Source organism: Mycobacterium riyadhense (assembly GCF_963853645.1).
Classification (GTDB): domain Bacteria; phylum Actinomycetota; class Actinomycetes; order Mycobacteriales; family Mycobacteriaceae; genus Mycobacterium; species Mycobacterium riyadhense.
Map to the genome: position 1 here is coordinate 658558 of NZ_OY970456.1, position 19920 is coordinate 678477.

6 protein-coding genes and 3 pseudogenes are annotated in these 19920 nt (G+C 63.0%); 3 read left to right on the forward strand and 6 right to left on the reverse strand.

Annotation, left to right across the window (positions count from 1 at the left end; all coding sequences use genetic code 11):
- Positions 1-16: 16 nt before the first annotated feature.
- The gene (locus AADZ78_RS02855; RefSeq protein WP_085252139.1) at positions 17-10621 is read right to left on the reverse strand and encodes a PPE domain-containing protein; all 10605 of its coding nucleotides are present in this window, start codon (positions 10619-10621) and stop codon (positions 17-19) included.
- 520 nt (positions 10622-11141) lie between these two features.
- Here AADZ78_RS02855 and AADZ78_RS02865 point away from each other — a divergent pair.
- Positions 11142-11297: a hypothetical protein gene (locus AADZ78_RS02865; RefSeq protein WP_204081231.1), complete on the forward strand. Its 156-nt coding sequence runs from the start codon at positions 11142-11144 to the stop codon at positions 11295-11297.
- 119 nt (positions 11298-11416) lie between these two features.
- Here AADZ78_RS02865 and AADZ78_RS02870 read toward each other — a convergent pair whose 3' ends face one another.
- Positions 11417-12577: an FAD-binding oxidoreductase gene (locus AADZ78_RS02870; RefSeq protein ID WP_085252137.1), complete on the reverse strand. Its 1161-nt coding sequence runs from the start codon at positions 12575-12577 to the stop codon at positions 11417-11419.
- Positions 12578-12611: 34 nt separating this feature from the next.
- Positions 12612-13256 (reverse strand): annotated as a pseudogene (locus AADZ78_RS02875) (GAP family protein).
- A gap of 138 nt (positions 13257-13394) precedes the next feature.
- Between AADZ78_RS02875 and AADZ78_RS02880 the strand changes: the two are divergent.
- Positions 13395-14678: a PucR family transcriptional regulator gene (locus AADZ78_RS02880; protein ID WP_085252136.1), complete on the forward strand. Its 1284-nt coding sequence runs from the start codon at positions 13395-13397 to the stop codon at positions 14676-14678.
- Positions 14679-14799: 121 nt separating this feature from the next.
- Here the strand turns inward: AADZ78_RS02880 and AADZ78_RS02885 are convergent.
- Positions 14800-14943: pseudogene (locus AADZ78_RS02885) on the reverse strand (TetR/AcrR family transcriptional regulator); the annotation flags it as partial.
- Positions 14944-15080: 137 nt separating this feature from the next.
- Positions 15081-16199: pseudogene (locus tag AADZ78_RS02890) on the reverse strand (PE family protein).
- Between the two features lie 238 nt (positions 16200-16437).
- On the opposite strand from AADZ78_RS02890, the gene clpB reads away from it, so the two are divergent.
- On the forward strand, positions 16438-18984 hold the full coding sequence (gene clpB / locus AADZ78_RS02895) for an ATP-dependent chaperone ClpB (RefSeq protein WP_085252164.1): 2547 nt from the start codon (positions 16438-16440) through the stop codon (positions 18982-18984).
- Here the strand turns inward: clpB and AADZ78_RS02900 are convergent.
- Positions 18981-19799, reverse strand: a complete 819-nt coding sequence (locus AADZ78_RS02900; RefSeq protein WP_085252135.1) for an enoyl-CoA hydratase/isomerase family protein — start codon at positions 19797-19799, stop codon at positions 18981-18983. The genes clpB and AADZ78_RS02900 overlap by 4 nt on opposite strands.
- Between the last annotated feature and the right edge of the window lie 121 nt (positions 19800-19920).

Below are 19920 nucleotides of genomic sequence, written 5' to 3' on the forward strand. Positions count from 1 at the left end.
AATTCACACTCGAAGCTCAGGGGTTGTTGCTGCGGAGGATGCCGGCGAGTTCGGTGCCGTAGTTGCCGAAGCCGGAGATAAAGGCCTGGGTCATAAGGTCCAGCATGCTCGTGTTGTAGACGCCGGAAACGAAGTTGCCCAAGTTTGCCCAGCCCGACTCCTGCGAGCCGTGATTTTGCAGGCCCGAGACGTCTACGCCGCCAGAGTTGAACATGCCCGAACTCTCGGTGAACGAGTTCCAGAAGCCCGAGACGGCGCCCTGGGCGTCGTTGAAGAAGCCCGATGCGCCGCCAGATCCGGAGTTGAAGAAGCCCGACGACGGGTTGGTGGTCGAATTGAAGAACCCAGGGGCCTGCTGCCAGCTAAACCCGAAGGTGTAAGGGCCCACCGTCCCGTTGTCGGCGAAATGAATGGGTTGCGAGAACGTGAAGTCGATCGGGGTTTCGGGGTTGATCACGTTGGCACCGATTTCGAAGGGTCCGACATGTTCGGTGGTTATGTGTATTGGCGGGAGGGTGGCGTGCAGAACGCAACCGACGAACGGGATGTAGATGAGGCAGATCGTGACTTCTAGGCTGATGTCTATCGGGAACTGGGCGAGCGTGAATGCCTCCTGCGTAATTGCGTTGATGGTCCCCTTGATTGGTATTTCGATGTCGCCGCTGATGTCGTAGCTCCATGGCGTTTCTTGAACGACGCCCTCGTACTTGAAGCTGGCTAGCCCCTGGTATTCGCCTCGCCAGAAGAAGCCGTTGCTGTAGTTGCCCGCGATGAAGGCGCCGGTGTTGACGTTGCCGGAGTTGGCGAACCCGGTGTTCGAGTTGCCGGTGTTGAAGTAGCCGGTGTTGAAGTTGCCCGTGTTGAATCCGCCCGTGTTGTAGTCGCCCGGGTTGAAGCTGCCCGAGTTGGTGTTGCCCGCGTTGTAGAAGCCGGTGTTGTAGTTGCCCGAGTTGCCGATACCGGTGTTGACGAAGCCGCTGTTGAAGGAGCCCGTGTTAGTGGTGCCCGTATTACCGATGCCGGTGTTGTAGCTGCCGGTGTTCCCGATGCCCCAGTTTCCGGTGCCCGAGTTGCCGATACCGATGTTGTCGGTGCCGGAGTTGAACAAACCGACGTTTCCGCTGCCCGAGTTCCAGCCGCCAAAGCCGGTCTGCGCGTTGCCGGTGAGCCCGATACCGATGTTTCCGTCGCCGGTGTTGCCGAAGCCGATATTCCCGTCGCCGGTGTTGCCGAAACCGATGTTGAAGCTGCCGGTGTTCCCGAACCCGAAGTTTTGCAGAGCCGCAGTCAACCCGGGACCAGAGTTTCCGAAGCCGATGTTGCCGCCGCCGATGTTGCCGATGCCGAAGTTGCCGCTGCCGATGTTGCTGCTGCCGAAGTTGCCGCTGCCGATATTGGCGTTGCCCAGGTTGAAGCTGCCGATGTTTCCGTTGCCAATGTTGTAGTTGCCAACGTTGGCACTACCCAGGTTGAAGTATCCGTGGTCCGCCAAGCCGAAGCTGAAGCTCGTCGCGTCGGGCCCGTTGCGGAACCAACCGGCCAGGTTGGTGCCGACGTTTACCAGGCCCGAGACATTGGCCGGCGTTGCCGTGCCGGTGTTGAACCACCCGGAAATGTTGTTGCCGAGGTTCGCCCAGCCAGATTGCATTGAACCGACGTTCTGCAGGCCGGAGTTTCCGATGGCTCCCATGGCGTAGTTGAGGAAGCCCGAGTTATTGCCGAAGTTGAAGAAGCCCGACGCATTACCGGTACCCGAGTTGAAGAAGCCCGACGACGGAACCGGTGTGGAGTTGAAGAAGCCCGGCATCGGCTTAATGTCGATGAGCGTGAGGTAGCCGTTGCCGAAGCCGCCGGTGCCGCCGATGTGCACCACGGTTGAACCGTCCGGAGCGCCGATGTTGAGATTCACCGCGGGCTGCGTGCCGAAGTCGATCACGATTGGTGTGGTCGACGGGGCGGTGTTGTCGCCGCCGTGGAAATTGATGGGACCGACGGGCGCGATGACGGTGCCCTTGAGGACGGCGAGATCAAGGGTTCCTCGGGCGGGGATTTGAGGAATGGTTACGGCCGGGATGTTGACGTCCGTGATGCTGCCGACGATGGGTATGTTTATCGGGGCGTCTATGGTGAGGAAGGCGGGGACCCTCTCCATCGTGATGGTGTAGTTGAAGGCCAGTAAGCCGTGACTATCCGCCCGCCAGAAGAAGCCATTGTTCATGTTGCCGGTGATGAACCCGCCGGTGTCGAAGTCGCCGCTGTTTGCCAGGCCGGTGTTGTAGTTTCCGGTATTCGCCAGGCCGGTGTTGAAGTCGCCCCGGTTGCTGAGTCCGGTGTTGAAGTTGCCGATGTTGAACAGGCCGGTGTTGTAGTCGCCGGGGTTGGCGACGCCGGTGTTGAAGTTGCCGATGTTGAACAGGCCTGAGTTGTAAGTGCCGGTATTGCCGATGCCGGTGTTGCCGGTGCCGGTGTTGCCGATACCCCAGTTTCCGGTGCCCGAGTTGCCGAAACCGACATTGCCGGTGCCCGAGTTGAACAGGCCGATGTTGAAGCTGCCGGAGTTCGTGCCGCCGATTCCGATCTGGTTGTTGCCGGACAGGCCGATACCGATGCCGCCGGTGCCCATGTTCCCGATACCGAAGTTGCCGGTGCCGGAGTTGAACAGGCCAATGTTGGCGGTGCCCGAGTTGAACAAGCCGGTGTTGCCGATGCCCGCGTTGAAGAAGCCGGTGTTGCCGAAGCCCGAGTTCAGTGAGCTGAACCCGGATTGGTTGTCGCCGGTGAGCCCGATGCCGACGTTGTTGTTGCCGGTGTTGAACAGGCCGATGTTGTTGTTGCCGGCATTGGCGAAGCCCTGGTTGAAGTTGCCGGCGTTGCCAATTCCGACGTTGTTGTCGCCCAGGTTGAACAAGCCCACATTGGCGATGCCCGAGTTCAGCGGGCCCAGCCCGACCTGGTTGTTGCCGGTCAGGCCGATGCCGATGTTGCCGTTGCCGGTGTTGCCGAACCCGAAGTTGCCGTCTCCGGTGTTGCCGAAGCCGAAGTTGGCGTTGCCGGTGTTGCCGAACCCGATGTTGTTCAGCGCCGCCGTCAACCCCGGACCGGCGTTGCCGAACCCGATGTTGCCACTGCCGATGTTGCCGCTGCCGAAGTTGTTGTTCCCGAGGTTTCCAAAGCCGATGTTGCCACTGCCGATGTTGCCGCTGCCCACGTTGAAGTCGCCGACGTTTCCGCTGCCGATGTTCAATTGCCCGAGGTCGGCAAGACCAAGGTTGAGGATTGGCGTCCCGGACGGGCCGCGGAACAGGCCGGACAGGTCGGTGCCGATGTTTGCAAAGCCCGACAAGTTGGCCGCCGTCGCGAAGTTCGCTTGGCTGGTGTTATAGAAGCCGGAGACGGTGTTGCCGAGGTTTGCCCAACCCGATTGCAGCGAGCCCAAGTTTTGCGCGCCCGAGCTTCCCAAGGTGCTGCCGACGTTGGTGTTGCCGAAGCCCGAGAGGTTGGCACCCAAGTTTCCGAAGCCCGAGACGGTCCCGCCGGTGGCGTTGTTGAAGAATCCCGACGAAGGGGTGCCGGTGGGCGAGTTTCCGATGCCGGGGGCCGGCGGGATGTCGACGAAGACAATATGGACGGGGCCGGTGCCGCTGCGGATCGCAATCGGAATCGAAGTATTTGGTCCGCCGATGGTGATATCGATCACCGGCAGGGTACCGGTAATGGTCGGGATGACGATGGGTCCGAAGTTCAAGTCGATAATGCCGATGGCACTGACATTGAACGCCGGAATGGTGAATCCACTGAGGGCGAGGCTGTTGAGGTTGGCGTGGATGGGGATATTGATCGGGATATTTATGTCCATGTTGAGCACGGGGAATTCGGGGATATAAATTTCATAGTGGGCGCCCCATAGGCCCTGGTAGTCGCCCCGCCAGAACATGCCGTTGCTGAAATTGCCCTCGATGAAGGCGCCGGTATTGACATTGCCCGTGTTTGCCAGGCCGGTGTTGTAGTCGCCGAGGTTGAAGTAGCCGGTGTTGTATTCGCCCGCGTTGAAGCCGCCCGTGTTGGTGCTGCCCGTGTTGTAACTGCCGGTGTTGTAGTTTCCGGGGTTGACAAAGCCGGTGTTGGTGCTGCCGGTGTTGTAGCCACCGGTGTTGTAGGTGCCGGCGTTGGCGATGCCGGTATCGCCGAGGCCCGCATTCCACAGCCCCCAGTTCCCGGTGCCCGAGTTCCCGAGACCAGTGTTGCCGATGCCCGGGTTGCCGATCCCGACGTTTCCGGTGCCCGAGTTCCCGATACCGACGTTTCCGGTGCCCGAGTTGAACAAGCCGATGTTGTTGGTGCCGGAGTTGAACAAGCCGATGTTGTTGGTGCCGGAGTTCCAGGCTCCGAAACCCACCTGCCCATCGCCGGTGAGCCCGATGCCGATGTTGTTGTTGCCGGTATTAGCGAAACCGATGTTGTTGCTGCCGGTGTTTGCAAATCCCTGGTTGGAGCTGCCGGCGTTGCCGAACCCGACGTTGTAGTTGCCCAGGTTGCCCAGGCCGACGTTGTAGTCGCCCAGGTTTCCGGGACCGAAATTGTAGGAACCGTGGTTTCCGGAGAAGACGTTGAAATTACCGATGTTGCCGGTGCCGAAGTTCCCGATCCCGACATTTCCGAAGCCGACATTGTTGGTGCCGATGTTGCCGCCGCCGACGTTTCCGGTGCCGATGTTTGCAAAGCCCACATTCGCGATCTGGTTGTTGCGGAAGAACCCGGCAATGTCGTTGCCGACGTTGCCCAGGCCGGACACGTTGGCCGGTATTGCGAGGCCGGGCGTGCCGGTGTTGAGGAAGCCGGAGACGGTGTTGCCGAAGTTGGAGAAGCCCGACACCAGGTCGCCGTAGTTTTGGAAGCCGGAGATTCCTGAGCTGCCGGAGGTGAGGTTGAAGAACCCGGAGCTGTTGCCGCCGACATTTCCAAAGCCCGACACGGTGCCCGACCCGGAGTTGAAGAACCCCGATGACGGTGTGGTTGTCGAGTTTCCGAATCCGGGGGCCGCTGGGATGTCGACGATCGGGACCTTGATGGGCAGCAGTCCTCCGGTTGCGACGATATCGATCAGAGGTCCCGGGCCGGTACCGATGTTCATGTTGATTGGGGGAAGGGCAAGCGCAATATTCGGGATAAAGATTGGCGTGACGGTTACGACGTTGGAAAAGGAAATAACGCCGAATAAAGTCAAGTCGACGGTGACCGACGGAATGGTGAATCCTATGACGGTGAAGACGCCCAAGGTGCCGTTGATCGGAATGTCGAGGTAAATGGGAATATGGACGTTCACCGGGATTGCGGTGTCGGGGATGCTGATTACGTCGTCAACACCGAACAGACCCTCGTAGTCACCCCGCCACAAAAACCCGTTGCTGTAGCTGCCGGAGTTGAAGGCACCGGTATTAACGTTGCCCGGGTTGGCAAATCCGGTGTTGTAGTTGCCCGCGTTCAAGTACCCGGTGTTGTACGAGCCGGCGTTCAGGCCGGCCGTGTTGTAGCTTCCAACGTTGAAGCTGCCGGAGTTATAGCCGCCCGCGTTGCCGATACCGGTGTTGACGTTGCCCGGGTTCAAGAAACCGGTGTTGACGTCGCCAGCGTTGAGGACCCCGGTGTTGGTGTTGCCGGTGTTGCCGATGCCCCAGTTTCCGGTGCCGGAGTTTCCGATGCCGACGTTTCCAGTGCCCGAGTTGAACAAGCCGAGGTTGTTGGTGCCCGAGTTGAACAAGCCGATGTTGTTGGTGCCGGAGTTCCACGCTCCGAAGCCCTGTTGGTCGTCGCCGGTGAGCCCGATGCCGATGTTGTTGTTGCCGGTATTAGCGAAACCGATGTTGTTGCTGCCGGTGTTTGCAAATCCCTGGTTGGAGCTGCCGGCGTTGCCGAACCCGAAGTTGTAGTTGCCCAGATTCGCCAGGCCGATGTTGTAGTCGCCGAAGTTTCCGGAGCCGAAATTGTAGGAACCGTGGTTTCCGGAGAAAATATTGAAATTGCCGAGGTTTCCGGTGCCGAAGTTGGCGGTGCCGAGGTTACCTAGGCCGACGTTGAAGTCGCCCGCATTTCCGAAGCCCACATTGTTGGCGCCGACGTTGCCCAATCCCGCGTTGAATGTCGACCCCCCGGCCACCTCGTTGTGGAAGAAGCCTGCGAGGTTGGTGCCGATGTTGTACGCGCCCGAGACGTTGGCCGGCGTCCCGATCCCCGTGTTCAGCAGGCCCGACACGGTGTCGCCCAGGTTCGCCAGGCCCGATTGCATGTTGCCGTAGTTCTTGAAGCCCGAAGTTGCGGCGGTCGCATAGTTTTGGAAGCCGGAAAGGTTGGCGCCAACGTTGCCGAAGCCCGACACGGTTCCGGGTCCGCTGTTGAAGAACCCTGAGGATGGGTTGGTGGTGGTGTTGAAGTAGCCGGTCTGTGCCGGGATGTTGAAGACCGTCCAGTCGGCGGGGCCCACGCTGAACGTGGCGGGGATCAATATCTTGGTTGAACCGCCAGGTATGCCGATGTTGAACGAGACGGCGGGACCCGTAGCGGTGACTGGCGCGAGGGTGACCGAGTTGATTACGCCAGTAAGCAGCGGGACCCCCGGGGAGATCTCGAACCCGTAGTGGACGTCCGCAAGACTAATCCCGCTGTAGACGGTGTTGGTAAAGCCGGCAGTGATGGGGATATCGATGGGAGCGGAGCCGTCGACATGGCCGGGAATTTCGGGAATATGGATGGTGTAGCTCGCGCCCCACTGGCCCTCCTCATCACCCCGCCACATCAAGCCATTGGTCATGTTGCCGGTGAGGAAAGCGCCGGTGGCAATGTCACCTTGATTGGCAACGCCCGTGCTGTAATTGCCAATGTTGTACAGGCCGGTGTTGTAGTCACCAGGATTGGCTATGCCGGTGTTGGCGTTGCCGGCGTTGTACCAACCGGTGTTGTAACTGCCCGTGTTGGCGAAGCCGGTGTTGACGGATCCGATGTTGAAGAAGCCGGTGTTGGTACTGCCGGCGTTGCCGATACCGGTGTTGAAACTGCCGGAATTGCCGAAGCCCCAGTTTCCGTTGCCCGAGTTGCCAATTCCGACGTTATTGCTGCCCGAGTTGAACAGGCCGATATTGCCGGTGCCCGAGTTCAGCCCGCCGGCGAAGTTGATGCCCAGTTGGTTGTTGCCAGTTAATCCGATACCGAAGTTGTCGTTGCCGGTGTTGCCGAAGCCGATGTTGCCATCACCGGTGTTGCCGAACCCGAAGTTGCCGCTGCCGATGTTGCCGAAGCCGACGTTGTCCACCGCCGCTGTCAAGCCGGGACCCACATTCCCGAACCCGATGTTGCCGCTGCCGATGTTGCCGCTGCCGAAGTTCTGGCTGCCGATGTTGCCGCTGCCGAAGTTGCCGCTGCCGATGTTTCCGCCGCCGAAATTGAAGTCGCCGATGTTTCCGCTGCCCACGTTCAAACGGCCCAGGTCTGCAAGACCCAAGTTGGCGATTGTCCCCGCGTTGTCGCGCAGCACGCCGGCGAGGTTGGTGCCGGTGTTCATCAAGCCCGAGACATTGGCTGGCGTCGCGAGGCTCGCGGTGCTGGTGTTGTAGAAACCCGAGACGCTGTTGCCCAAGTTTGCCCAGCCCGATTGCAGCGAGCCGTAGTTTTGGAGGCCCGAATTGCCCATTGCCGTCCCCAAGCCGCTGTTCACGAACCCCGAACTGCCGCTGCCGAAGTTCGCGAAGCCCGACGTACCACCGATGCCCGAGTTCGCGAAGCCCGACGACGGGTTGGTGGTGTTGTTCCCGAAGCCCGGGGCCGGGTCGATCTTGAGGAACGTGATCGTGCGGCTCTCGATGGCGCCCTGAAAGGTGATCGGTATCGAGACGTTCGGACCGCCGATGGCGAGTGTGACATTCGGAATGTTGAGAGTGGAGGCGCCCAGAATTACCGGGCCGAAATAGAAGAAGCCGCCCAGGTAGTAAGTCTTGGGGAAAACCGTACCTGCCTCGGTGACCTGGATCACCTGGCCGCCGAGGTTCATCACGTAATTTACCGGGATGACGAACTGTTCATTTATGGGCACGTATGGGGTAGTGACCGAGAGGTCGATGGAAATTTGGCCATGGTTATCGCCGGAGATGAGGAAGCCATTGTTATAGTTGCCGGTGTCGAACGCGCCGGTGTTAACGTTGCCTGGGTTGAAATAACCGGTGTTGATGTTTCCTGTGTTGTAGCCGCCGGTATTGGTGTTGCCCACGTTGAAGCTGCCGGTGTTGGTGTCGCCGACGTTGAACAGGCCGGTGTTGTAGTCGCCCGTGTTACCAAAGCCCGAGTTGAAGATTCCGGCGTTTAGTGAGCCCGTATTGTAGCTGCCCGCGTTGCCGAATCCGGTATTTCCGTTACCTGGGTTTCCGATGCCCCAGCTCCCGATTCCTGCGTTTAGGAAACCCGAATTCCCGATGCCCGAGTTTCCGATACCGATATTTCCGGTGCCGGAGTTGAAGACGCCAATATTGTTGGTGCCGGAGTTGAACAAGCCACTGTTGCCGGTACCCGAGTTCAGGGTGCCGATACCGAACTGACCGTTGCCGGTCAGCCCGATACCGAAACTGTCGTTGCCGGTATTTGCAAAACCGATGTTGTTGTTGCCGGTATTCGCAAAGCCCTGATTGTAGTTGCCCGCGTTCCCGAAGCCGATGTTGTAGTTGCCCAGGTTTCCAGAGCCGAAGTTGTAGTTGCCAAAATTTCCGGAGCCGATATTGAATATGCCGATATTGGCATTGCCGAAGTTTTGGCTGCCGATGTTGCCGCTGCCGAAGTTCTGGCTGCCGATGTTGCCGCTACCGAAAATGTTAAGACTGCCGATGTTGCCGCTGCCGAGTACGTTGGAGCTGCCGACGTTTCCGCTGCTGAGGATGTTGTAGTCGCCGATGTTTCCATTGGCGATGATATTGTAGTAACCGGTATTTGCATTAGCGAGAATATTGCCGGCACCTTTGTTCGCCAGGCCTATATTAAATGTCACTGGTCCACGGAAGAAGCCAGCCATGTTACTTCCGGTATTAACGAAACCGGAGACATACGCCGGCGTCGTGATAGCCACCAGGCTCGTGTTGAAGAGGCCCGACACGGTATTGCCGGAGTTAAAGGCACCCGACTCCAGGGCACCCGAGTTGGCCAGGCCCGAGTTGCCGATGCCGATGGCACCCTGCTGTGAGTTGAAGAAGCCGGAATTGTTGGCGCCGGAGTTGAAGAAGCCCGATGCCGCCCCGGCGCCATTGTTAAAGAAGCCCGACGAGGGGGCGGTGGTCGAGTTTCCGTAGCCGGGGCCTCTCCCGAAAAGCCAGCCCTGATTGTCGCCCCTCCACAAGAAGCCGTTATTGTTGTCGCCCCCGTTTAAAGCACCGGTGTTGACGTTGCCACTATTCGCGAATCCGGTGTTGTAATTGCCGGTATTGAGATAGCCGGTGTTGTAGCTGCCCGCATTGAAGCCACCCGTGTTGCTGCTGCCCGAGTTGTAGCTGCCAGTGTTGTAGTTGCCCGAGTTCGCGATGCCGGTGCTGGCGATGCCGGAGTTGAAGAATCCAGTGTTGGCATCACCCGAATTGCCGATGCCCGTGTTGTAGCTGTTGCCCGAGTTACCGATGCCCCAGTTTCCGGTGCCGGAGTTGCCGATGCCGACGTTCTCGGTGCCGGAATTGAACAAACCGATGTTGCCGGTACCCGAGTTGAAGGATTCGAACCCGGATAGACCGTTGCCGGTGAGTCCGATGCCCTGGTTGTTGTTACCGGTGTTGCCGAAACCGATGTTGTTGTTACCGGTGTTGCCGAAGCCAATGTTGCCGCTGCCAGTGTTGCCGAAGCCAATGTTGGAGAGGCCGGCCGTCAGACCCGGACCCACGTTTCCGAAGCCGATGTTATTGCTGCCGCGGTTTCCGCTGCCGATGTTGTTGCTGCCAATGTTTCCGGAACCGATGTTGAAGTCGCCAACGTTCGCATTGCCGGTGTTGCCCTCACCGACATTTGCGAAGCCCAGGTTGCCGAAGATTCGTTGGACGAGAACGCTCAAGGCGTCTGGCGTGCCGGCAGCCGCGGCAGGCTGGCTCGGCATCCCCGGGGCGAACGGCGTCAACGCGGAAGCGGCGGCCGCGGCCCCGGAGTAGTAGTCGAACATTGCGGCCACATCCTGGGCCCACATCTGCTCATACTGGGCCTCGGCCGCGGCGATCGCCGGGGCGTTCTGCCCCAGCAGGTTCGAAATCACCAGCGACACAACCTGAGCGCGGTTGGCCGAGATGACTGCTGGGTGCACCGTGGCCGCGAGCGCCGCCTCGAAAGCGGCCGCCGCTACCCGCACCTGGGTGGCCGCCTGATCGGCTTGCGCCGCTGCCGCGTTCAGCCATCCCAAATAGGGTGCCGCCGCGCCCGCCATCGCGACCGACGCGGGACCCTGCCATGCGTAACCCACCAAGCTTGAGGTCACCGACGAAAACTGACCCGCGGCCAAACCCAACTCGTTGGACAGCCCCTCCCAGGCGGCCGCCGCGTTGAGCATCGGCTCCACCCCCGCACCGAGCAACAGACGTGCCGAGTTGATCTCTGGGGGCAGCACCGCGAAGCTCATCACCTGGTCCCTTACTTGAACCGTTCGTCACTTGAACCGTTCGTCGTCACCGCAGTGGCGGTCGGTGCCATACATCCCGTCAGGTGCCTGAACGTCTCAGAGGTCGATTATTCAACAGTTGTCAGCTTCAGGGTCGTCTTTGGGACGCCAAAAGTTTACACATGTCAATAATTCCAAGACGGTGTCGGCCCCCCGCGCAGCGGCCCGTCGCGATGTTGGTTTCAGACCGCGTCGTTGGGCCGTGCAGTTCGGATCCCGAATCCGTCAGCGATGTGCAGATCACGCCTGCTCGAGGCACAAATTGTGCCGCCACCGACGACGACTGGTCGCGCAGCGTCACGACGTGCACTTGGTCACCCTGGGCGCACGTCTGCGCACAACTGCGTAGTACCGCCGCGAACCAGGTGGCAGGCATACGACCCCCGCCGCCCAAATCTACGCGTCGTGGCCGATGGGATTTGTCGCGCCGAATCGCACAGTAAGAGGCACCTGAAGGTTGATTGGAAGAAGGAAGACCCACATGAAGACCCTCAAAGGCCGGGTGGCACGTGTTCGCGCGTTGCTGAAATCGACTCCGGATGGCTTGGCGCCGCGTCAGGGCTGCACAAGATATCGCCCGGCGCGCTATGCATACCTGGAGGAGGGCGGCATGGCACGCGCGGCGCATCGCCTCTGAGGGCTGTGAGCATCACACACGGCTGGCGGTGGTGAGACAATGGGCCGCGTCGTACCCGCCAGCACGGCCGTGGTCACCAAAGGGATTTCCGGGCCGCATTTGTGCTTGCCAGCAAGGAGCTAGCGCGATAGCGGGTCGTGCTGGATACGTTCCGGTGGAGCGCCTTTGGCGATCAGGGCGGCCCTGGTCGCGCGGATCATCGCCGGTCCGCCACTGATCAGGATTTGCCGGTCGCCCCAGCCGCCGTACTTGGTGACGACGTCGGGCAACCGACCGGTTTGGCGAACGTGCAGGCCGCGCGGCGGCGAAACATCGGGATAGTCGGCGGCCCAGGACGGATCGCGGTTGTACTCCGAGACCGGCGAAACCGAAAGCCACGGATTGTGCGCCGCGATCTGCCACAGCGTGCGCAGGTCGTACAGTTCGCAGAGGTAGCGCGCACCGAAGAACAGGTGCACCCGCGGGTTTTCGGCGTAGCGGCTCAGCTCCATGATCAGTGCGCGTAGCGGTGCCAGCCCGGTGCTGCCGGCGACCATCAACACGTCGCCGCCGTCGCGGTCGACCCGCAGTCCGCCGTGCGGACTCGACAGTCGCCATCGATCGCCCGGCCGGGTTTCGCAGACGATGGCGTTGCTGACGATGCCGCCGGGGACCACGCGGATGTGAAACTCGATCCCACCGTCGGCGTCGGGCGGTATCGCGGGGCTGAGGAATCGCCAGCGACGCGGGCATTGCGGGACATGGACGTTGACGTACTGGCCGGCGTGAAAGGGCAGCGGGCGGTCCAGTTGCACCCGGACGACCGCGAGATCCCTTGACACCCGCGAGTGCTCGATGACCGTGGCGTCCCACCAGGCGGGCCCGTCGTCAGATTCGGCGGCGCCGCTCATCACCCCGGTGATCAGGTTGAGCGACTGATCTGCGGCTCTTTCGACGGCGCCGGTCCAAGCTTCGGCCAGGCAACTGCGCAGCGTCGCATACAGCGCGCGGCGCAGCGTGTCGTAATGTGTAGGCAGCACGCCGTATTTGCGGTGATCCCGGCCGAGTTGGGCTAGGAAGGCCACCGGTTCCTCGGCACGCCGGGCGACCAGTTCGCCGAATACCCAGTGCAACGCGTGCGCGAAAGCGGCTCGCTGGCCGTCCATTTCGGGCGGGAACAGGTCGCGCACCGAGACGTCAAGAGCGAACCAGTGTGTGTAAAACCGGTGGACGAGGTCCGGGTCATCTGGGTTGAAGGCGGCGTGCAACACCCGCAGCGCATCCCGGTCCTCAAGGCCCACGGACCCCGATTCTAAGCCCGTCACCGAGACCGGCCTATAGGGCGTGAATTCCCTTGTACAGCACCGCTAGTCCGATTAGCACCAGGATGGCGGCAACCACGGCGGTGTTGTGCTTTTCCATCCAGTGCTTGAGTCGCTCCAGCGGGGCGTCGAGGCGATCGCCCGCGGCCACGTAGGCCAGGATTGGGATCGCAACAGACGATGTGGCGAAAGCAACGAAAATCGCGGCGGTGAGCACTGTCCCCGAGGCGCCCAGCGCGTCGGTGCCGATCGCCAAACCGGCTGCCGCGCAAACGAACAGCACCTAGAGGTTGAGCACGGCAAGCGCGGCGCCCGTCATCCCGGCACGGGCAGTGATCGACGTGAGTGTTCGCATCCAGGCTGGTATGTGGTCGTGTCCACGCCGGGTAAACCAGCGGATCACGCCGAACGCAATGAGCGTGATGCCGACGCCGATCCGCAGCCAGGATGCCCACTCCGGGGGCTGCTCACGCAGGCCGCCGAGCATGTTGGAGATGCCGATGGCGATCGCCGTCAATCCGGCTATCCCGAACACCCAACCGGCGAGGTAGGCGAGGCCGCTCTCACGAGGATGCGGCGTGTGCAGGACGAGCACCCCCGGAATTATCGATAGCGGCGAAACCGTGATCACCAGCGCCAGCGGCAGCACCTCCACCATTTGCAAACCCTTCCGACGGTCACGCGAGAACGGTAGCGGACCGGTTCCTGTGAATCGGCTGAAAGGCCGGGGTAGCCCTGGCGGTCGAAGGATGCGAATTCAGCATGCTCGATGCACCGAATGTCCTAGCATCGACCCGTGGTCAGGCCAGAGCCCTCGCCGCGGGTATGTGAGCTCATCCGTGCCGGAGCGCGGATCGTCTTGAATTCCAGCCAAGACTTCCTCGACGCGGTTGATCGCGACATGCTGGCCGCCAACCCAACCATCGCTAACGATCCCGGCCTCGCAGCAATGGTCAGCCGCGCCAACCGGGCCAACCTGATCCACTTTGCCGCTGCCAACCTGCGTAACCCCGGCGCCCCGGTGCCCGCGAACCTCGGCGGCGAGCCGCTGCGCTTGGCACGCGAACTGGTGCGCCGCGGCCTAGCCAGGTCGGTGCTAGAAATCCACCGCATCGGACAAAACGTGGCCTGGCAGCGCTGGCATGACGTCGCGTTTGGCCTTACCTGCGACCCTCAAGAGCTGCGCGAACTGCTCGACGTGCAATTTCGCTTGGCCAACGACTTTGTCGATGCCACGCTGGCTGGCATCGCCGCACAGTTGCAGTCGGAATATGACGAACTGGCTCGCGATGGTCGTGCCGAATGCCGCAGAGTCGTCGATCAGATCCTCGAAGGCGAACCCGTCAACCCTGCGCGTTGCCAGGCACGATTGGGCTACTCTCTCGACCAGTCTCATACCGCCGCCATCATCTGGACCGACCGGCTCAATGGCGACTACAACCAGCTTGACGACGCCATGGGCGCGGTCGGCCGCCTGGCGGGATGGCCGCGCCCACTGTGCGTGGACGTCGACGCCGAAACCCGTTGGGTGTGGGTCAACGACGCGGTTGCCCTGGACAGCGACCAGATCGCCACGGTGCTCATCAACGCGTCGCAGGCACGCATCGCGATTGGGACCACCGCGAAAGGAATCGACGGATTCCGGCGCAGTCACACAGAAGCACTCACCGTGCAGCGCATGATGGTTCGGCTGCGATCACCTCAGCGAGTCGCGCGCTTCGAAGACGTCGAGATGATCGCGTTGCTCACGGAAGATTCCGCCGGCGCAGACGACTTCATCAAGAACACCCTCGGAGATTTGGCCTCAGCCAGCCCCTCCTTGCGGCACACCGTTCTGACATACATCGAGGAACAATGCAACGCCACGCGTACCGCAAAACGCCTCTACACCCACCGCAACACCTTGCAGCACCGGCTCGACACAGCTGACCGACTCCTCCCGCGGCCCCTCGACCAAGCCAGCGTTGAGGTCGCCGTCGCGCTCCGAACCCTGCGGTGGCGTGGTGGTCAAATAGTTGATTCCACCCGACCGCGCACCCACGCGCACCACAACGGCACCGTGCAGCAGTGCACTGGCTAGCTATCGACCGACGATGAAGACTCGATGTGGCTGCGGGAGACCCGCCCGAGGGGACGGTGGGCGCTGCGCGCCCCGCCGGGCGAAACATAAACTTGAGCGGAACAAACTCAATCTTCGACTCGTAGCGCCGGTGGATCGAATTGTGGCTGATGCCCAAGTGCCGGCACAGTGCCCGCAAGCTGGTGCCGTGATAGCCGAGGTCTGCGAACGCGTCCAGCAACTGGTCCAAGAGCTCGGACCCCTCGATGACCTTCGGCCGCGGCACAAACCCAGGGATGGGGCCAAACGTACCTGTTGGAGTTCGTGCAGGACTGGACGACGTGCATTCCAGACCACAACCGGCGACGGCGCACCGACCGCCACGCGAGAACGGCAGCCGATGGCGGGCCTGGGCCTGGTGTCCTACGCTGGGCCGCCAGCGCCGCTCTGACCGCCAACGCCGCCGGTGCCGCCGCTACTGCTACCTGCGGGGTTGCCGGGCTGGCCAGTGCTGCCGGGCGTTCCGGCAGCCCCGCTGGCGCCGGTGCCGCCGGTACCGCCCGTGCCGCCGGCGCCGCCTCTGCCGCCCAAGCCGCCGTCGGGGTTGCTGTCGACCCTGCCGCCGGTGCCGCCCCTGTCCCCCAGCGCCACCAGCCCCTTCGGTGCCGTTGCCGCCGACTCCACCGACACCGCCGGCGCCACCGGCACCGCCGATGCCACCGGCACCCGACAGCAGGCCGCCCGCTCCGCCGGCACCGCCGGTGCCGCCCGCACCCCCGGCGCCGCCGACGCCACCCGACTCACCCGGGGCGATGCCCGCACGTCCAGCGGCACCGGTCGCCCCCGCGCCGCCGGCACCACCAGCCCCGCCATCGCCGTGCAGCCAGGCGTGGCCTCCCGCTCCGCCCAGCCCACCGGCTCCTCCGGCCGCCGTGGCCGTCCGACCGACGCCGCCGTCACCGCCGTTGCCGGACCACCAACCGCCATTCCCGCCGACCCCGCCGGCTGCACCCGCTCCGCCGGTTCCGCCACTGCCGCCATTGCCGAGCAATCCGGCCGATCCCCCAGCGCCGCCGGCCATCCCGGCCTCGGTCGGGGAATAGCCGGTGCCGCCATTGCCGTACAAAAGCCCGCCAGCGCCACCATTGGGGTTGGCCGCTGTCCCGTTGGCGCCGTCGCCGATCAACGGGCGCCCCAGCAATGCCTGTGTGGGCGCATTGATCGCGCCCAGCACGCCTTGCTGCAATATCTGCAGCGGCGAAGCATTGGCCGCTTCCGCGCTCGCGTACGCCACACCAGCCGAGGTCAGCGCGCGCGCAAAGTTGTCTTGAAGGGCCGCGGCCTGCGCGCTGAGCGCCTGATACTCCCGGCCGAAGTTGCCGAACAGAGACGCGATGGCCACCGACACTTCGTCGTCAGCGGCGGCTAACACCTGAGTGATCGAGAAGGCGGCGGCGGCGTTGGCGGCGCGTACCGCCGAAGCAATCCCAGCCACGTCCAAGAGGCGCCCGCCAACGCCTCTGGCATCGCTATCAACAACATGACCAAGCCTCCAGCCCCGAGTAGTGGCAACTCGCGACGTAAAAGCTATGCAGAAGTTGTTGAAAGAATGCTGAGCAACTATTGGATCGTCACTTCGATCCCGCGGCTGATGCCGGTGTCGCATTTGCCGCCCGTGCCCCAAGGTCGCTGGGTTCGCTAGAGTTGAGCGGAACAGACTCAACATTGACGGCGTTGAACAACCCGACAAGCATTTTTTGTGTATCCGAACGGAGGCGTCGTGGACTCTTTTAATCCGACAACCAAAACGCAGGCGGCGCTGACGTCGGCTCTGCAGGCGGCTTCGGCAGCTGGCAACCCCGAGATCAGACCCGCGCACTTGCTGTTGGCGCTGCTGACGCAGAACGACGGGATTGCCGCACCGCTGCTGGAGGCTGTCGGTGTCGAGCCCGCCACCATTCGCACCGAAACCCAGCGCCTGCTTGATCGGCTGCCGCAGGCCAGCGGCTCCAGCTCGCAGCCCCAGCTGTCCCGGGAATCGCTGGCCGCCATCACCACCGCGCAGCAGCTGGCCACCGAGATGGACGACGAATACGTCTCCACCGAACACCTGCTGGTCGGGCTGGCCACCGGCGACTCCGACGTCGCCAAGCTGCTCACCGGTCACGGCGCCTCGCCACAAGCTTTACGGGACGCGTTTGTGAAGGTGCGCGGCAGCGCGCGGGTCACCAGCGCCGACCCGGAGTCCACATACCAGGCGCTGGAGAAGTACTCGACCGACCTGACGGCACGGGCCCGCGACGGCAAACTGGACCCGGTTATCGGGCGCGACAACGAGATTCGCCGCGTCGTGCAGGTGCTGTCCCGTCGGACCAAGAACAATCCGGTGCTCATCGGCGAGCCCGGCGTCGGCAAGACCGCGATCGTGGAGGGCCTGGCCCAGCGCATCGTGGCCGGCGATGTACCGGAAAGCCTGCGCGACAAGACGGTGATCGGTCTGGACCTTGGGTCGATGGTGGCCGGCGCCAAGTACCGCGGTGAATTCGAGGAGCGGCTCAAGGCCGTGCTCGACGACATCAAAAACTCCGCGGGGCAGATAATCACGTTCATCGACGAGCTGCACACCATCGTCGGCGCCGGCGCGACGGGTGAATCGGCGATGGACGCTGGGAACATGATCAAGCCCATGCTGGCCCGGGGCGAGCTGCGGTTGGTCGGCGCCACCACGCTCGACGAGTACCGCAAGTACATCGAAAAGGACGCCGCGCTGGAGCGCCGTTTTCAGCAGGTGTTCGTCGGGGAGCCGTCGGTGGAGGACACGGTCGGCATCCTGCGGGGCCTCAAGGACCGCTATGAGGTGCACCACGGGGTTCGGATCACCGACTCCGCGCTGGTGGCCGCGGCGTCGCTATCCGACCGCTACATCACGGCCCGATTCCTGCCAGACAAGGCCATCGACTTGGTCGACGAGGCCGCCAGCCGGTTGCGCATGGAAATCGACTCGCGGCCGGTCGAGATCGACGAGGTGGAGCGCCTGGTGCGCCGCCTGGAGATCGAAGAGATGGCGCTGGCCAAGGAGGAAGACGAGGCGTCCAAGGAGCGCCTGGAGAAGCTGCGCGCCGAGCTGGCCGACCAGAAGGAAAAGCTGGCCGAGCTCACGGCCAAATGGCAGAACGAGAAGAACGCGATCGACATCGTCCGCGAGCTCAAGGAACAGCTCGAAACGTTGCGCGGGGAGTCCGAACGCGCCGAACGTGACGGCGACCTGGCCAAGGCCGCCGAGCTGCGGTACGGGCGCATTCCCGAGGTGGAGAAGAAGCTCGATGCGGCGTTGCCTTCTGCCCAGGCCCGCGAGGACGTGATGCTCAAGGAAGAGGTCGGACCGGACGACATTGCCGATGTGGTGTCGGCATGGACGGGCATTCCGGCCGGGCGCCTGCTGGAAGGTGAGACGGCCAAGCTGCTGCGGATGGAAGACGAGCTGGGCAAGCGGGTTGTGGGGCAGAAGAAGGCCGTGCAGGCGGTTTCCGACGCCGTGCGACGCGCCCGCGCCGGGGTCGCCGATCCCAACCGGCCCACCGGTTCGTTTATGTTCCTCGGCCCCACCGGTGTCGGGAAGACCGAGCTGGCAAAAGCGTTGGCGGACTTCCTCTTCGACGACGACCGGGCGATGGTCCGCATCGACATGAGCGAGTACGGCGAAAAGCACTCGGTGGCCCGACTGGTCGGTGCGCCTCCCGGCTACATCGGCTACGACCAGGGCGGTCAGCTGACCGAGGCGGTGCGCCGCCGGCCCTACACCGTGGTGCTGTTCGACGAGATCGAGAAGGCCCACCCGGACGTGTTCGACGTGTTGCTGCAGGTGCTCGACGAGGGCCGTTTGACTGACGGTCAGGGCCGCACGGTCGACTTCCGCAACACCATCCTCATCCTGACCTCCAACCTGGGGTCCGGCGGCAGCGAGGACCAGGTGCTGGCCGCCGTTCGGTCGGCGTTCAAGCCAGAGTTCATCAACCGGCTCGACGACGTGCTGATCTTCGACGGGCTCAACCCAGAAGAACTGGTGCAGATCGTCGACATCCAGCTCGCGCAGCTGGGCAAGCGGCTCGCGCAGCGGCGGTTGCAGTTGGAGGTGTCGCTGCCGGCCAAACGCTGGTTAGCGCACCGCGGCTTCGACCCCGTGTACGGCGCTCGGCCGTTGCGCCGGTTGGTGCAGCAGGCGATTGGCGACCAGCTAGCCAAGATGCTGCTCGCCGGTGAGGTGCACGACGGCGACGTGGTGCCGGTCAATGTCAGTCCGGACGGCGACTCGCTGGTCCTGGGCTAGGTGTCGCCCAGCTCGAACGCACGGGTTTGGGCGCCGGCGTCGATGATCGCCTGGAGCCGTTCGTGGGCGACCGGCTGCGCGAGGGTTTCGCGAAACAGCTGATCCTCGATGCGCAGGCCGGTCGTGAGGTCCGCGGTCAGGGCGGCGTCGACCGCTCGCTTGGCGGCGGCGATGGTCGCTGCCGGAGCCGACGCGATCTGTGCCGCCAGCTTGTCGACGAACGGCCTTAGTTCATCGGCCGGCAGCGCGCGGTCGACATATCCCCAGGCCTCGGCGGTAGCGGCGTCGACGTCCATGCAGCCGAGGATGACCTCGAGGGCCCGCCCACGACCGACCAGTCGGGGCAGTCGCTGCGTGCCACCGCCCCCGGGGATGATCCCCAGCGCCACCTCAGGCTGGCCAAAGCGGGCGCTGCCGAGCGCGGCATAGCGCATGTCGAAGGTCATCGCGAACTCGCTGCCGCCGCCTCGGCAGATGCCTTCGATGACGGCGACGGTGGCCTTGGGCAGGGTTCGGAACAACTCCATGGTCGCGTGGAAGGCTGAGAGCTCGTCATGCAATGCGGTATCGGATTCGGGGCCGGTCGGCAGATCCAGAATCAGCCCGACGTCCGCGTGCGCAATGAAGAACTCCGGATCGGCCGAGTCGACGACGAGCACGCGAACCTTGTCGTCGACCGCGACTTGCCGCGCCAGCCGGCCGATTTCGTCCAGCAGCTGCAGGTCAAGCAGGTTGATCGGCGGATGGTCGATCGTGGCGCGGCAAATGCCGTTGTCCGCGGCGATGTGCAGGAGCCGGTAGTCGTCGTAGGCCATAACCCGAACCCTAGGACGGGCTTCGCGAGCGTAACCACACCGCCAGAATCCCTGCCCAAAATCGCAGCCACGTGACGCTCGCGGGACCCTGTGATTGGGTTGTGACCTGGTCGGATTCTCT

Bases quoted from the DNA above. Each gene is read 5' to 3' on its own strand.
- AADZ78_RS02855 (WP_085252139.1), bottom strand. From the start codon at position 10,621: ATGAGCTTCGCGGTGCTGCCCCCAGAGATCAACTCGGCACGTCTGTTG.
- AADZ78_RS02865 (WP_204081231.1), top strand. From the start codon at position 11,142: ATGAAGACCCTCAAAGGCCGGGTGGCACGTGTTCGCGCGTTGCTGAAA.
- AADZ78_RS02900 (WP_085252135.1), bottom strand. From the start codon at position 19,799: ATGGCCTACGACGACTACCGGCTCCTGCACATCGCCGCGGACAACGGC.